The organism is Natranaeroarchaeum aerophilus (genome assembly GCF_023638055.1).
Classification (GTDB): domain Archaea; phylum Halobacteriota; class Halobacteria; order Halobacteriales; family Natronoarchaeaceae; genus Natranaeroarchaeum; species Natranaeroarchaeum aerophilum.
On the sequence record NZ_JAKRVY010000003.1, the window covers coordinates 187,356 to 201,691 of the forward strand.

The following is a 14,336-nucleotide window of genomic DNA, read 5'->3' on the forward strand; positions in this document are numbered from 1 at the left end:
AGAAGTTATTATGTTTGAGAATAAACCATTTATTAATGTACCGTCGTGGGGCATGCTGTCCTCCAGAGAATCCGACAGCGACTCATTTAGCCTCGCGTGGTGTTTCCTGCTCGTTCGAGAGACCGAGACGGCCAGTGCTGTTTGACTGTCAAGCAAAATTGCCAGGTGGTAGTTCGGAGTTGCTCGTATGAAATCGCGGGTCTTCATGTCTCTCGGTCTGGTGTTCCTTCTCGTCGCGGGTGTCGTACTGTTCGGACCGACGTTTGGGTTTTCATCGTTTGCCGCAGACCGTGGCGTCTCCGGGGACATCGCCGACGACCAGTCGGAGGCCCTTCTCGGGCTTGAGACGATCGACGAGTCGATAGACGGGCGGCAGGATGACGCAACAGTCGCTCGGATCACGAACAATTTCGGACAGGAGATCACCGACCTACAGACGACTATTAGTTTTGCTTCTGGGGACGGTGACGTACGGATCAGTGACGGATTCGACGATCAGCTACAGGCGGCGGAGTCGACTGAACTGGTAATGGAGTGTGACGGTGGAGGCGGTGAGGGAACGGCGGAACTCACTATCAGTGTCGATCAAGCGGTCAGTGCGGGTATCTCCGTACAGGATGCTTCGTTTACGACGCAGTTCTCGTACACGTGTACGGGAGGTGGTGGCGGTGGCGGTCCGCTCCCGCCAGGAGATCCACTCGTCTGGGAAACACAGGCTGACTGGGCAGACGCCGACGAGCAGGATGGTGTTGTCCACGAGACGTTCGGCGACCGACAGGACGACGCGATCCAGCTGGGCTACGAGGGAACGGACGACGGGCTTGTGGGATACTGGCCACTGGACGAGGAGACCGGGACCGTGGCCGAGGATGTCTCTGGGGCCGGTAACGACGGCGATCACGTTGACAGTCCCGTGATCGGCGCTGACGGGCTGCTCGAAACGACGAGCTACCAGTTCGACGGGGAGAGTAGTCACGTGGAAGTGCCCCACGACGAGAGCCTGGAGATGAGCGACGGCGACGCCGTGACGGTATCCACGTGGGTGAATCAGGCGAGCGATCAGAGCGACGAGAACTGGGTCGCGCTCGTTCAGAAGTCCGACACATCGTACAACCTGCAGTTGGCCAACGGCAACGAGCCAACGTTCACGATCCACGACGGTGACTGGAACGAGGCGAACAGCGGCATCGAGGTAGAGACGGATCGATGGTACCACCTCACTGGCGTCTACGACGGGGATGAGGCACGAATCTACGTTGACGGCGAACTGGAAGGAGCTACGACGGTCGATGGCGATATGACCGACGCAAGTGAGTTCGATGTTGGAATCGGTGAGAACCTCGACGATTCGGACCGACATCTCGACGGGCGGATGGACGAGGTGCGGTTGTACGACCGGGCACTCACCGAAACCAAGGTAACTGCGCTCGAAGACATTAGTACCGGAAGCTACACGAGTGGCCAGAGAACTGCTGCGGACCCGATAGACCTCGAAACGCTTGAATTGACGGGTGTCGACGTACTGACCAACAGTGGTGACGCCTCAGTACGGATCGAAGCATTCTACGACGATGGGTCGACGGCGATCAGCGATCCGATCGAGCTAGATGCTGGCATCGAGACCTATAACGTCGAAGGACTCGTGGGCGAGGCCGACAGCTTCCGTCTGGTGGTCGAGATGGAGACGCCGGATGTCGAGCGTTCGCCGGTACTGTCCAGAGTCGAACTGGCTGGCGATTCCGCGACGGACGAGATCGATCCCGTACGGGTGAACTTCCAGCCACCTGATGGTGAGTTCGACGGCGAGACTCCTGAGGGCTACCTCGCAGATGTCGGCGAGGCATTTGGCGAACACGATGCGGACGTGGACTACGGGTGGATCGACGGCCCGGTCGAGGAATACCGCGAGCGAAACAGTGTCGAGAACGTCAGATACGACACGCTCGCACATATGAACTGGGACACTGCCGAGGAGGAATCCTGGGCAGTGGCTGTACCCGATGGATCGTACGACGTGACGCTCGTGATGGGCGATCCGGACCACACGGACTCCGATCACACGGTTGCAGTCGAGGACACCACCTTCGTCGATGAGGAGGGCGAAGGCGGTTCGAATTTCGTCACCCATCAGGGGACCGTCGAGGTGACCGGCGGACAGCTCCGGATCGACTCGGCAGACCTCGGCTCCAATCAGAAGCTCGCGTTCGTTGAGGTTACGCCCGCAGCCGATCCCGGATTGATCGACGACTTCGAGTACCCCCCAAGCGTCCTCGATGACCAGTACCGCGTCAACTACGACGGCTCGCCGACTGACTCCCACTCGACCGCGGACGATCAGTTGGTTCTCGGGGACAGTTCCCGGCTCTACTCGTCACCCGGGCTCGGTGGTCCGGAGCCGTATGCCGAGCGGGATCTGAACTACTACCCAGATCCGGGCGATACGATCACCGCTACGACTACGCTCGGACAAGAAGATGTCGTCACGACGTTCGGCTTCGGCGTCGACCGGGACGATCCGATCCGCGGCTACACGGTCAAACTCGATCCGACGAGCGAGGAACCTGATAACGACGCAACGGTCCAGTTGTACAGCGAGGACGGCGACTTCGAGAACTACCCGAACCTCGATGACAGGGATATCGATCTCGACGCCGATACGGAGTACGAGATCATGGTCGACTGGGGTGCAAACACCATTGAGCTTCGACTGTTCGAGGTCGACGGTGCAGAACTCACCGACGAGCCGCTTCGGATCGACACCGTCGACGAGTTCGACGACTACCGGGGAGTCGCGTTCCAGAACCGGTACCTCGGTGATCCAGCGGACGGTAAAACGGTCTGGGGTGAGGCCAGTTCCGATATTGGTGAGGGGACGGAACCGAATCCTGCGGAGTTCGCCATTATTGCTGTCGAGCCCGACAGCGGGATGACTGGTGAGACGATTACCTCGACGGTCACAGTCGAAAACATCGGTGATCTCGGCGATACACAGACGATCGGGTACGAACTGGAGGCGTACTCTGTCGCAGTCGTCGACGAGGAACTGGTCCACGGTGAAGATATCGCCGAAACGTTGGACGGCGAACTGCCAGGCGAGTACGACGTCGAGACGATGCGCACCGAGGACATCCTGGGGCAGGTTGACGAGTACGACGTGGTCGTCGTCCAGCGGTTCGGCAGTGACGGCCTGGCAGACGACCTCGTCGACGAGATCGAGTCGACAGATACCGGGGCGGTGTATCTCGGTCAGTGGGCGGATCGAGAAGGGATCGTAGATGAGCCTCCCGAGTCGTATTCGGACGGCTTGCTCCGGTTGGCGGCCATTCGCGAGGATGTAGGCGGATACGCAGAAGTGTACACGGCCGATCCCCCGGTCGTCGTGGATGTCACCGAAGACCATCCCGTGTTCGAGGGAATCGTCGATACTGGTGAACCGTTCACCATTCACGATGGTTCGACGGATGACTTTGCGGACAGGGTATGGATCGACCAGTACAGTGGGACGACTGTCGGGTCTGTCCGATCAGCTGATGGCGAAACTGATGGGCCGACGGTGCTGGTCGAGGACGAACGAGACGAAGTGTTGCTCGGAATCGGGCGGTCGAACTTCGTCTCGGAGGACCAGTACACCGACGATGCAGACCGGCTTCTCGGCAACGCAGTGTCCTACGTTGCCAGCCCGGAAACCGTGACACAGGAACTCGAACTCGACGGGGGAGAGAGCGATACCGTCGAGTTCGAGATCGAGCTTCCAGATGCGACTGGGACGTACGACCACCGCGGAACAAGCGACGACGACGAACGGACCGACAGTATCGAAGTGCGTGATGCTATCGAAGGCACAGTCACGGACCAGTTGACCGGCGATGGCATTGATGGAGCGACAGTTTCCGCGCTGGATGGCGGAACGGTAGTCGAGGAGACACAGACTGATAGTGACGGCTCGTATGCTCTCACTGTTGCTCCTGGCACCTACGAGGTGACTGTCGAAGACGAAAACTACGAAACAGAGACCGTCCCCGACGTCGAGGTAGCTACGGACGACCCGGCGATCGTCGATGTCGAGTTGGTCGACGATGGCTGGATCGAGTACGTACCCGACACCGCAACCGCGTTCGATTTCACCGAGGACGGTGAGCGAGCGACAGTCGGCTTCGACGTCACGAACACCTATACTGAAGACTTGCTGATCACAGACATCGAGGTACGTGGAACAACTGCCGACGCTGACTGGCTAGAATACGAAACCGAAGACCGGGATGAGGTGCTGCTGGACGCGACTGGAGATTTAGCTGCCGAAGCGAGTACAAGCGGGACCTTCGAGGTGGGTGACGGAACGAGCGGTCAGGTGATCGAATTGAGTTACGGTACTGAAACGCCCCTCGACCCGGATACCGATGGCCGATTCAATGTGGGCGAGTTCAGGGAGCAGGCAGGAGCAAGTGACAATACTAACCCGGTCGACATGGAGGACGAGGACATCACTGTTGTCGTCTACTTCGAGGACGATTCGGGTGTCGAACGGTCGGCAGTCCTGGAATTCGAATCAGTTCCGTCATCTTGATCGTCTAGCCGAAGCGAATATGGTTGCTGAATACATATAGTTAGTTATGAAGCGGCGTGCGTTCATGGGGCTGGGGGCCACTTCGATCTCCGTTGGCGCGCTGTACGGCACTGGCGCATTTAGCTCCGTGAACGCCGGGCGCGGGATCTCGGTGAATGCCGTCGATGACTCGGAGGCACTCCTCAAGATCGACAATATCGATTCGACTGACGACCCCATATTTACGAACAAAACCGGGCTGGGAATGGTTGTAACGTTAGAAGAAGTAGATACTACAGTGACCTTCAACGGGGAGTCCTCACCGTACACGTTCCCCGACGATGGAACACTGGATCCGGACGCAAGTCGAAGTGTAGAGATCGAGTCTGACGACGATTCCGAGGACGTACTCGTGGATGTTACAGCGGAACTGTACGAAGACGAAACGAAAAAGGGGACGATCGAGCTACGTCGTGACTTCTCGGTTCCACAGTCGGAGATCGTCAATTTTACTGGGAGAGCAAAAGCGCCGGGTGGGAGCGGAAAGTTCGAGTTTGATATCGAGAACACGGGTACCAAAAACGTGACGTTTACAGGAGTCGGCATCAACGCAACGACACGGGACGACGCTGATCGAGTCGCAGACAAAAAGAACCGAGACGAAGGGACCAGCTTCGTCGGTGACGGTCAGGATCTGGTCACTACTTCGATTCCGATTGATAGCTCGGATCCGGACACTTACACACGCCGAGACTTTGACAGTGATCTCACTCTCCCTGAGGGAGAAGAGTTCGAGTTCGAATTTGACCGGTTCCGAAATGAGGCTGGAGATCAGCTCAAAATGGAAGGCGAAAACGTTCGCATCACGCTGTACTTCGGCGACGATAGCTCCAAAACTATCAACCTCTGCCTCGACAACGCCACCTGTGGCGAGTACTGATCCCGCCCCGAACTAGTAGCTCTTTTTGTCATCTACTCCTGACCGACACGTAGTGACAACCCTCCTCCTCTCCGACGTCCTCCCCCGAATCCTCACCATCGCCCTCGCCATCGGCGTCGGCGTCACGCTCGCGAACCTCGCCGTCGAGTTCGGGGCTGTCGAGTACATCGCCGTCCTCTCGAAACCACTGACCAGCCCGGCAAATCTCCCCGACGAGGTCGGCACGGCCATCCTCACCACCGCAACCTCGACTACCGCGGGGTACGGCATGCTCGCGGAGTTTCGCGAATCTGGGCTGCTCGACGACCGGGCGACCCTGGTCGCCGTCATCATCAACACGTTCTTCGGCTTCGTCCAGCACATCTTCACGTTCTACGTTCCGGTGCTCATCCCGATCCTCGGCGTGCAGGTCGGCGTGCTCTACGTCGGTGCGCGCGCTGGTATCGCGCTGGCGATCACGCTCACCGGGATCCTTGCCGGGGCGTTCTTGCTCTCCGACCGAAACGTCAATCCGACCGCGATGGATGCGGTCGAGGGGCCGGAGAGCGAGGAGCGCACCCGACGAGAGAAGGTCCGCAGCGCGCTCGAACGCACCTGGAAACTCCTCCGGAAGGTCGTCCCCCGGCTGGCTATCATCTACGCCCTCGTGGTCGTGCTGATCGAGTCCTACGACATCGCCGAAGCACTGGATTTCGCCGCGCCGCTGTCGGGGCTGCTCGATTTACCACCGGAAGCGATCCCGGTGATCGCGATCTACGCAGTCGACACGACGGCCGGGGCGGTCGCCATCGCGCCACAGCTCGGCGATCCGTTTACACCGACGCAGGCGGTGATCGCCATGCTCGTCGGCGGCGTCGTCTCCTTTGCCTTCTCGACGTTCAAGCGATCGATCCCGTTCCAGTACGGCATCTGGGGTGCGGAGTTCGGGACGAAGGTGATCGTGGTAAATACGGTCATGAAAATCGTGTTTATCAGCCTGACCGTCGGATTGCTCTTGCTCGTCTAGCGGTCCTCGCTCGTGATCGGCTTGCCGTCCTCGGTCGGCGGCGCGACGGCATCGATAAACTCCTCGACTGACGGCTCGTCGACGTACACGCGAACGTGCATATCGCCGAGCTCGTCCGGGTTGCCAACCGCGAAGTTGACGACACCCTCGAAGGCGGGCTGTTTTTTCAGCTCGAAGGTGAAGACGTCGCGGTTATGGTTCTCGAAGAAGGCCCCGCGGGCGGTGTCGAGGATCTCCTGGCGGTGGAGCTGTTCGGAGAAGTGGTCCATCGAGTGTGCTTCGGCGCGGATCTCGCCGGGCTCCTCTGTAACCTCCGCTTCGGGAAAGAGGTTCGTCACCGCGTCGGCGACGCGGTCGGTTACTTCGGTATCCCGCACCGGTGCCGTGATCTCGATGTCGATGCTGTAGATCATGCGAGTTCACCCTCGATGACACGCTTGACTTGCTCGCGGAATGCGTCCAGACTGTCGGTGTTCTCGATCGTCAGGTCCGCTCGATCCATCGCCCGATCCATCCCGAAGCCGAGTTCGCGCTCGTCGCGCTCGCGGAGTGACTCGCCACCGCTCTCAGCGTCCGCATCGCGACCGCGGTCGGTAACCCGCTCCGCTCGGACCTCGAAGGGGGCCTCGATACTGACGAGGTAGAACGCCTCGCCGAAGGCCTCCTTGAAGACGTCGACCTCGACGTCGCTCCGGATGCCGTCGACGAGGACGGTGTCGTTGTCCTCCAGCGCGTCCCGCAGCAGCGGCAGGGAGCGCTCGGCGACTGCCGCGGGACCGTTCTCCTCGCGGAGCGCTTGCGCGACGGTGCCGTGCTGGGTGGCCGGATCGAACCCCCGGTCCCGACACTCCTCGCGGATCACGTCGCCCATCGTCACGACGGGGACGCCCTGTTCCTCGGCGACGGTCGCGGCTTCGCCCTTGCCGCTCCCGGCGAGGCCGACGGTTCCGATTACTCTCATTGAAAACGGATAGCGCCGACGTGCGCTTAAGCGCTGTGAATCGGCGACTTACCGCCCGCTCATCTCGGCGCTGAGCTGATTCAGCTGTTCGATGCGCTTCTCGGTCGGCGGGTGCGTGCTGAACAGTTTTGCGATCGAGCCCTTCGAGATCGGGATGATGAAGAAGGCGTTCATTTCGGCCTCATCGCGCATGTCGTTGGTCGGGATCTTCTCCATCTCGCCCGAGATCGTCATCAGCGCCGAGGCCAGCGCGTCGGGCTTGCCGGTGATCGACGCCGCGCCGCGGTCGGCCGCATACTCGCGGTAGCGGCTCAGCGCGCGGATCAGGATGTAGCTGATGATCCATACCACGAGCGAGATCAGGATGGCGACGATGATGCCGCCGCCCTGTCGGTTTCGTCCGCCGCCGAAGAACGCGCCCCACCGGACGATCATAAAGGCGAGCGTCGACAGGAACGAGGCGATGGTCATCACCATGACGTCCCGGTTCTTGATGTGGGCGAGTTCGTGGGCGATCACGCCTTCGAGTTCGTCGTCGTTCAACTGTTTGAGGAGGCCGGTCGTCACACAGACCGCTGCGTTGCGCTGGTTCCGCCCGGTCGCGAAGGCGTTGGGAACCCTGTCGTCGGCAACCGCGACTTTCGGCTTTGGCAGGTCGGCCTGCTGTGAGAGGCGGGCGACCTGTGCGTGTAGCTGTGGGTACTCCTCCTCGCTGACCGTTTTCGCACCCATACTTTTGAGTGCCAGCTTGTCGCTGTAGAAGTACTGGATGAGAGAGAAGCCGCCGATCAGCATGGCGGCGAGCAGTATGCTTTGTCCCTCAGTAACCACAATAATCGCCGCGAAGAAGACGATATAGAGGGCAAACAGGAGGAACATAGTGAGACCCATTCGGGCGCGGAGACCCCAGTCGGCTTTCCACTGCATACCCGTATCTATGTGCTGGACGACATTAAGGCGTCCTACATCGACTGGCTGTTACGGTATTCGCAGGAATCATCACCGTCACATTTTTATCAAACTATAGTCGAATAGAAATAATGGGCTCGTCGGAACACAGTCAGGACAACCCCACGCGACAGGTGCTACGTGAGGAGTTGCGGAGACACCGCCGAAAGCTCCTCGCCCTCGTGCTCGGTGTGGTGGCTCTGGTCGGGGGGCTTGTCCAACTACCTGCGGTACCGTATGCTGCACCCTCCCTCGGGCTCGTCTACCTGGTCATTGGTAGTACACTGGCGATAGTCGGAGTCACTCTACTCTGGTGGTCGACGAAGCCAGTGTCATCGTGAACGGGGGAACCGGGCTCCTGACTACATCACGGGAACAGTCGTTACGTAGTCTGAAACGCGCGGATTGTGCAAAATCGGCGAGGATGAGCCGCTATAGCCAGGATCAGTAGCACACAGTCTGAAGGCCCTCGACGTGTTCGAAGTCGCCGTCGCAAGTAACGAGACGTGCACCATTGTGACGACACACACCCGCAATGAGCACGTCGCCGAGATTGATCGGAGTGCCAGCAGCGAGTAGTTCGGCTTCGATTGCCGCGGCCTCCCGAGCGGCCCCGTCGGTTACCGCCAGCGGCTCGATCCAGTCCAGACTGGTTGCAACTCTGTCTACTCCATCGCGACCTGCCGAGGTGGCCGCGCCGCGATACGCCTCAAACAGCGCCAGCGACGGAGCGTAAAACGGTTTGTCCCTGCGCGGTTCGAGGAACTCCTGGACTGCGGAATTGCCGTCGAGATAGTCCACGAGAAACGTGGTGTCCAGGGCGATCACCGCGTGTCACGCTCCCGGAGATCGGCATCCAGTTCATCGCGCGTTGTGGTCACAGCCGCACGGAATCCCTCGACATCCTGCATTGCTCCGAACCCTTTCATTACATCCTTGTCACTTCCCGTAAGTCGAAGGATCGTGTCCGTAAAGCTCTCATCCTCTCGTTTATGCGCTTTCAATCGTTCGTACGCCTCCTCGGTGATCGTGAGACTTTTCGTGGCCATACATGTAGGTATACGTCTACACGTATTTATTCGTGAGGGAGTGATGACCGGGAGCTGACTCGTCCTCATACTGCGATATCCGATCGAACGGCTATATGATACTCAGCGTACCGTTACATCTAACACGTATCGTAACGTAGGTTCTCGTAACGATGAAGACGGTCACAACGCGGATTCCCGAGGACGACGCGGAGGCACTCGCCGAACTCGAAGCGGAGCTAACGGCCGATCGCTCGGAGGTTCTTCGGCGTCTCATCGGTGACGGACTTGCGGAGTGGAAACGCGAAAAAGCGCTGGAGGGCCTACGGAACCACGAGCTAACGCTCCGCAGTGCGGCCGAACTCGCAGAGACGAGCTACGTCGAGATGGTCACCCTCGCCGCAGAGGAGGGAGTCGACGGGGGCTATACGACCGACGATCTCGAACGGGATCTAGAGCGTATCTGATGGTCGTGGTCGATTCATCTGCACTGATCCCACTCGCGCGAGTTGGTCGGCTCGACCTGATCAGTGCAGTATTCGAGGAGATACGGATGATCGAAGCCGTCCGCGAGGAGGTACTCGAAGCGGGCAAGCCCGGTACCGCATCGCTGAAATCGTTCCTCGACGACATCGAAATCACTGAGACGCCCGCAGACGCAGACGAGATGGCCGAGCTTGAGGGAATTACACCGGCTGACGCGGGCGTGATCATTGCTGCCAGAGATGAGGAAACGGTCCTGCTCGCAAACGACAAGGGGCTTATCGAAGTGGGCCGGACACAGGGAGTCGAGTGCTGGTGGGTGACGACGCTGCTGCTCAAGTGTACGAAAGAGGGAGTCATCGACGCCCGGGCGGCCACCGATCTGCTATATGACCTCGTGGATCGGGGGATGAATCTGCATCCGAAAGTGTATACGAAGGTCGAAACGCAGCTTCGAGAGCTCGGTGAGAGTGGGGAAGAACGCGGCGTTTAAACGACATCCCGCCGTACGATCGGTCCATGACCGATTCTCGTGCCTTCTGCCCGCGCTGTGGCGACTCGATCGAGACGCCACTTGACGTCCGCGAGGCCCGCCGCGGCGACGCCGCCCTCTGTGATGACTGCTACTTTGAGGAGTTCGAACTGATCAACGCGCCCGACCGCGTGCAGGTCCTGGTCTGTGCGACCTGCGGGGCGGTCCACCGCGGTAACCGCTGGATCGACATCGGCGCGGAGGACTACACCGACGTCGCCATCGACGAGGTAACCGAAGCCCTCGCCGTGCATATCGATGTCGACGAGTTCTCCTGGCAGGTCGAGCCCGAGCAGGTCGACGAGACGACGATCCGGATGCACTGTTACTTTACTGGGCTCGTCGGCGAGGAACCGGTCGAGGAACAGGTCACTGTCCCAGTGAAAATCTCCCGCCAGACCTGCCAGCGCTGCGGGCGTATCTCGGGCGATTACTACGCCAGCATCGTCCAACTGCGCGGGGTCGATCGGACGCCGACTGCCGAGGAGATCAGCCGGACGAAAGAGATCGCCAACGAGGTCGTCGCGGAGATGGAGGCGACGGGCGACCGGGACGCCTTCGTCACCGAGATGACCGAGAACGACGACGGGCTGAACATCCGCCTGTCGACGAACAAGATCGGGATGAAGGTCTCCCAGCGCGTCGTCGACGAGTTCGGCGGACACTTCACCGACGCCGAGACGCTCGTCACCGAGGATTCGGACGGCAACGAGGTGTATCGCGTGACCTACGCGATCCGCCTCCCTCCCTATCGGCCGGGCCACGTCATCGACCCGAAAGAGGACGACGAGGGACCGGTACTCGTCACCAGCGCCCGCGGCAACCTCAAGGGGACCTACCTCACCACCGGCGAGCGCTACGAGGCGTCCTACGAGGACGGCGACTCCCCCGACGCCCGCCGACTCGGCAGCATCGAGGACGGAGAGGAAACCACCCTCGTGACGGTCGAGGACGACCACGCGGTACAGGTGCTCGACCCCGAAACCTATCGCGCGAATACGATTTCCCGGCCTGACTACCTCGATCCGGACGCCGAGACGGTGATAGTACTGAAAAGCCGGGCCGGACTGCACGTCCTGCCGGAGGACGGACGGGGGCGACAGACTGCCGATGAGTGAAGACGCTCCGCCAAACGACCTTGCCGCCCTCGTCGAGAAACCCAGTGCCGAGGCGGCGATCGACTCCCTGCAGGCGGAGGGCGTGTACGATGCCGACCGGAAGGTCACGGAACACGACGATGGTACTGTCGCGCTTCCGGTGACTGGGCCACCGCAGGAAACGAACGTGCTCGACGTGATGCGCCAGACGGACCCGGAGTTGCGCGCACCCGAACTCAACGACCTGCTCGCAGACCGGGGCTGGACCGACGAGGAACTCGCCCTCGCGCCGTCGTCGTGGGCGGTGATCGGCAGCGTCCTGACAGTACGTCTCAACGGGGACTGCCCCCGCGAAGAGGAGGTCGGGGAAGCACTCCTCGAACTCCACGGCGAGGCAGACACCGTGCTCGCTGACGGCGGCGTCTCGGGCATCCACCGCGAGCCCACCGGCCGTGTAATCGCGGGGATCGGCGAGACGGAGACGATCCACACCGAACACGGGACGCGCTACGCGCTCGATCTCGCGGAGGTGATGTTCTCGCCGGGCAACAAGGCCGAGCGCGCCCGGATGGGTAGCGTTGTTGCGGGCAATGACGGTCCCGAACCGGAGACCGACAACGACGGCCCCGAGCGTGTCTTCGACATGTTCGCCGGGATCGGCTACTTCACGCTCCCGATGGCCCGCGCCGGCGCACAGGTCACCGCGGCGGAGATCAACCCCACCGCCTACCGCTTCCTGATCGAGAACGCCGTGCTCAACGACGTGACGGCGAACGTCGAGGCCTATCGCGCTGACTGCCGGGACGTCGACGTCTCGGACGTGGATCGCGTCGTAATGGGCTACTACGGCGTCGAGACCGAGGACGAGGATGGATCGCGCTCGCTGGAAGCCCACGAGTTCCTCGATACCGCATTCGATGCCGTCGCGCCCGGCGGGATCGTCCACGTCCACGCGGCGACGCCCGACTCACGGCTCTGGGACCGGCCGATCGGGCGGATCGAGGACGCCGCGGGGCGGGCCGGACGTGACGTCAAGATCGTCGAAAAGCGACGCGTCAAGAGCCACTCGGAAGGCGTCTGGCACGTCGTCTGTGACGTGCGGGTCCGGTAGCTACTCGTCCCAGTACTCAACATCGTCGTCCAGCTCGTAGTAGCCGTGCAGCGACCGCTCCTCGTCCGCCGGGGGGTGACCCGACGAAGACGCCGAAGCGGCCCGTCTCGGGATAGATCGTGACGTCCGGTTCGGTCATCGTCGAGAGCATCAGATAGCGGAGCGTCCCGTCGCCGTCGTTGACGATCCGGTGACCGCCGCGCTCGTCCGCCGGAAACGTCACGAAGTCGCCGGACTGGAGCGGTTCAAGCCCGCCCTCGCGTTTGAGTTGCCCGCTCCCGGAGAGCACGTAGAGTGCTTCCTCGTTTGCGGTATGGTAGTGATACGGCCACGACCGGCTTCCCGGGGCTAGTTCGTAGAGGCTACAGCCCAGACGCTGGCTTCCGACCGCACCCGATAGCTCCTTGCGCCGGAACTGGGCATCGCCGCGGTCGTACTCGGTCCAGTCGAGGTCCGACTCGTTGATTTTCATGCCAGAATCATCGCGATCCAGTTACTTGTGTCTGTACTGACTGCTCGGTAACACTCGTGTTACGTAGTGGCTCCACTGTCGCCAAACGCATTTAATGGTTTCAGAACGAACCAAGTAACGTAATGAAACTAACTTCCCGACCCGCACTACAGCGCGTATCGACGACAACCAACACGACGACGGAGGGGATCTAAAATGACGAGCGTACTCGTCACCGGCGCGACCGGCAATCAGGGCGGTGCAGTGGTCGACCACCTGCTCGCGTCCGACACCGAGTTCGACGTGCTCGGCCTGACACGCGACGCTGACAGCGACGCCGCGACGGCACTCTCGGAACGTGGCGTCGCGATGGTCGAAGGGGACCTGAACGAGCCCAACTCGTTCCGTCAGCACGTCGCCGCGGCCGACGCCGTCTTCGCGGTCACGAACTTCTGGACCCAGGGCTACGACGCCCAGGTCCAGCAGGGCAAGAACCTCGCGGACGTTGCCAGCGAGGAGGGCGTCGAACAGTTCGTCTTCAGCGGCGTCGGCAGCCATCACAAGGATACTGGCATTCCCCACTTCGATTCCGCAGACGAAATCGAGACCTATGCACAGGAGCTCGATCTCCCGCTGACGACGCTTCAGCCCGTGTTCTTCTTCCAGAACCTCGAAGCGTTCGTCGAGGATATCGTCGAAGACGAGACACTCGCACTCCCGCTTGCCGAGGGCGTCCCGCTCCAGATGGTCGACGTCGACGACGTCGGCCACGCCGCCGCAGTGGCCTTCGAGCGCCCGGACGAGTTCGTCGACGAGCGCATCGACCTCGCGGGCGACGAGCTGACGCTCGCCGAGACCGCCGCCGTCATCTCCGAGGTGACCGGCCTCGACGTCGAACCGTATCACGTCCCGATCGAGGACGCCTACGAGAGCTTCGGCGAGGAGTTCACCGTCATGTGCGAGTGGTTCAACGAGGTCGGCTACGAGGCCGACATTGATGCCCTGTCCGGACGCTTCGGCTTCGAGTTCACCACGCTTCCGGAGTACCTCCGCGAAAACGGCTGGGAAGACAAAGAGGGCATGGCGTCGGTTCCGGGCTGGGTCAAAGCGCTGTAGAGCGCCGACTGACTCGCTTCGCTGCACGGGCTGTGAGTTCCCTTCCTCGAATCTATTTTGACAGATTACAATGAGTTCCACTGGGAGAGACACACAGACCAGCAGAATTATTTCAAGCTA

13 protein-coding genes and 1 pseudogene are annotated in these 14,336 nt (G+C 60.9%); 8 read left to right on the forward strand and 6 right to left on the reverse strand.

The window, feature by feature from the left end; all coding sequences use genetic code 11:
• The first annotated feature begins 187 nt into the window (after positions 1–187).
• Genes AArcSt11_RS07810 through AArcSt11_RS07820 form a run of 3 tightly spaced genes read left to right on the forward strand, consistent with a single transcriptional unit; the run spans position 188 to position 6,489 of the window.
• Entirely contained in the window at positions 188–4,564 is a 4,377-nt protein-coding gene (locus AArcSt11_RS07810; protein ID WP_250596069.1) for a LamG-like jellyroll fold domain-containing protein, read from the forward strand.
• Positions 4,565–4,610: 46 nt separating this feature from the next.
• Positions 4,611–5,483, forward strand: coding sequence for a hypothetical protein (locus AArcSt11_RS07815; protein WP_250596072.1), 873 nt, complete (start codon positions 4,611–4,613; stop codon positions 5,481–5,483).
• A gap of 52 nt (positions 5,484–5,535) precedes the next feature.
• On the forward strand, positions 5,536–6,489 hold the full coding sequence (locus AArcSt11_RS07820; protein ID WP_254714777.1) for a nucleoside recognition protein: 954 nt from the start codon (positions 5,536–5,538) through the stop codon (positions 6,487–6,489).
• On the opposite strand, the gene AArcSt11_RS07825 is transcribed toward AArcSt11_RS07820, so the two are convergent.
• The 5 genes from AArcSt11_RS07825 to AArcSt11_RS07845 all read right to left on the reverse strand — a co-directional run bounded on the left by AArcSt11_RS07825 (position 6,486) and on the right by AArcSt11_RS07845 (position 9,447).
• Positions 6,486–6,902, reverse strand: a complete 417-nt coding sequence (locus tag AArcSt11_RS07825; protein ID WP_250596074.1) for an RNA-binding domain-containing protein — start codon at positions 6,900–6,902, stop codon at positions 6,486–6,488. The genes AArcSt11_RS07820 and AArcSt11_RS07825 overlap by 4 nt on opposite strands.
• The gene (locus AArcSt11_RS07830; protein ID WP_250596076.1) at positions 6,899–7,450 is read right to left on the reverse strand and encodes an AAA family ATPase; all 552 of its coding nucleotides are present in this window, start codon (positions 7,448–7,450) and stop codon (positions 6,899–6,901) included. Before AArcSt11_RS07830 ends, AArcSt11_RS07825 begins: the two co-directional genes overlap by 4 nt.
• Positions 7,451–7,498: 48 nt before the next feature.
• On the reverse strand, positions 7,499–8,377 hold the full coding sequence (htpX, locus tag AArcSt11_RS07835) for a zinc metalloprotease HtpX (RefSeq protein WP_250596077.1): 879 nt from the start codon (positions 8,375–8,377) through the stop codon (positions 7,499–7,501).
• A 465-nt stretch (positions 8,378–8,842) separates the two neighbouring features.
• Positions 8,843–9,226: a PIN domain-containing protein gene (locus tag AArcSt11_RS07840; RefSeq protein ID WP_250596079.1), complete on the reverse strand. Its 384-nt coding sequence runs from the start codon at positions 9,224–9,226 to the stop codon at positions 8,843–8,845.
• Positions 9,223–9,447, reverse strand: coding sequence for an antitoxin VapB family protein (locus AArcSt11_RS07845; protein ID WP_250596081.1), 225 nt, complete (start codon positions 9,445–9,447; stop codon positions 9,223–9,225). Before AArcSt11_RS07845 ends, AArcSt11_RS07840 begins: the two co-directional genes overlap by 4 nt.
• 152 nt (positions 9,448–9,599) lie before the next feature.
• On the opposite strand from AArcSt11_RS07845, the gene AArcSt11_RS07850 reads away from it, so the two are divergent.
• Genes AArcSt11_RS07850 through AArcSt11_RS07865 form a run of 4 tightly spaced genes read left to right on the forward strand, consistent with a single transcriptional unit; the run spans position 9,600 to position 12,649 of the window.
• Positions 9,600–9,893: a UPF0175 family protein gene (locus tag AArcSt11_RS07850; protein ID WP_250596083.1), complete on the forward strand. Its 294-nt coding sequence runs from the start codon at positions 9,600–9,602 to the stop codon at positions 9,891–9,893.
• Complete coding sequence (locus AArcSt11_RS07855; protein ID WP_250596084.1) at positions 9,893–10,402, forward strand: PIN domain-containing protein; 510 nt, start codon at positions 9,893–9,895, stop codon at positions 10,400–10,402. Before AArcSt11_RS07850 ends, AArcSt11_RS07855 begins: the two co-directional genes overlap by 1 nt.
• A 26-nt stretch (positions 10,403–10,428) precedes the next feature.
• On the forward strand, positions 10,429–11,559 hold the full coding sequence (locus AArcSt11_RS07860; protein WP_250596085.1) for a 60S ribosomal export protein NMD3: 1,131 nt from the start codon (positions 10,429–10,431) through the stop codon (positions 11,557–11,559).
• Positions 11,552–12,649 carry a class I SAM-dependent methyltransferase gene (locus tag AArcSt11_RS07865; RefSeq protein WP_250596086.1) on the forward strand — a complete coding sequence of 366 codons (1,098 nt, stop codon included), beginning with the start codon at positions 11,552–11,554 and terminating at the stop codon, positions 12,647–12,649. Before AArcSt11_RS07860 ends, AArcSt11_RS07865 begins: the two co-directional genes overlap by 8 nt.
• Here AArcSt11_RS07865 and AArcSt11_RS07870 read toward each other — a convergent pair.
• Positions 12,650–13,121 (reverse strand): annotated as a pseudogene (locus AArcSt11_RS07870) (cupin domain-containing protein). It abuts the gene before it with no gap.
• A 195-nt stretch (positions 13,122–13,316) separates the two neighbouring features.
• Between AArcSt11_RS07870 and AArcSt11_RS07875 the strand changes: the two are divergent.
• The gene (locus AArcSt11_RS07875; RefSeq protein WP_250596088.1) at positions 13,317–14,216 is read left to right on the forward strand and encodes an NmrA/HSCARG family protein; all 900 of its coding nucleotides are present in this window, start codon (positions 13,317–13,319) and stop codon (positions 14,214–14,216) included.
• The last annotated feature ends 120 nt before the right edge of the window (positions 14,217–14,336 follow it).

Excerpts from the sequence above, each read along its gene's own strand:
- AArcSt11_RS07810 (WP_250596069.1), top strand. The coding sequence starts at position 188 with ATGAAATCGCGGGTCTTCATGTCTCTCGGTCTGGTGTTCCTTCTCGTC.
- AArcSt11_RS07815 (WP_250596072.1), top strand. The coding sequence starts at position 4,611 with ATGAAGCGGCGTGCGTTCATGGGGCTGGGGGCCACTTCGATCTCCGTT.
- AArcSt11_RS07825 (WP_250596074.1), bottom strand. The coding sequence starts at position 6,902 with ATGATCTACAGCATCGACATCGAGATCACGGCACCGGTGCGGGATACC.
- AArcSt11_RS07830 (WP_250596076.1), bottom strand. The coding sequence starts at position 7,450 with ATGAGAGTAATCGGAACCGTCGGCCTCGCCGGGAGCGGCAAGGGCGAA.
- htpX (WP_250596077.1), bottom strand. The coding sequence starts at position 8,377 with ATGCAGTGGAAAGCCGACTGGGGTCTCCGCGCCCGAATGGGTCTCACT.
- AArcSt11_RS07845 (WP_250596081.1), bottom strand. The coding sequence starts at position 9,447 with ATGGCCACGAAAAGTCTCACGATCACCGAGGAGGCGTACGAACGATTG.
- AArcSt11_RS07850 (WP_250596083.1), top strand. The coding sequence starts at position 9,600 with ATGAAGACGGTCACAACGCGGATTCCCGAGGACGACGCGGAGGCACTC.
- AArcSt11_RS07855 (WP_250596084.1), top strand. The coding sequence starts at position 9,893 with ATGGTCGTGGTCGATTCATCTGCACTGATCCCACTCGCGCGAGTTGGT.
- AArcSt11_RS07860 (WP_250596085.1), top strand. The coding sequence starts at position 10,429 with ATGACCGATTCTCGTGCCTTCTGCCCGCGCTGTGGCGACTCGATCGAG.
- AArcSt11_RS07865 (WP_250596086.1), top strand. The coding sequence starts at position 11,552 with ATGAGTGAAGACGCTCCGCCAAACGACCTTGCCGCCCTCGTCGAGAAA.
- AArcSt11_RS07875 (WP_250596088.1), top strand. The coding sequence starts at position 13,317 with ATGACGAGCGTACTCGTCACCGGCGCGACCGGCAATCAGGGCGGTGCA.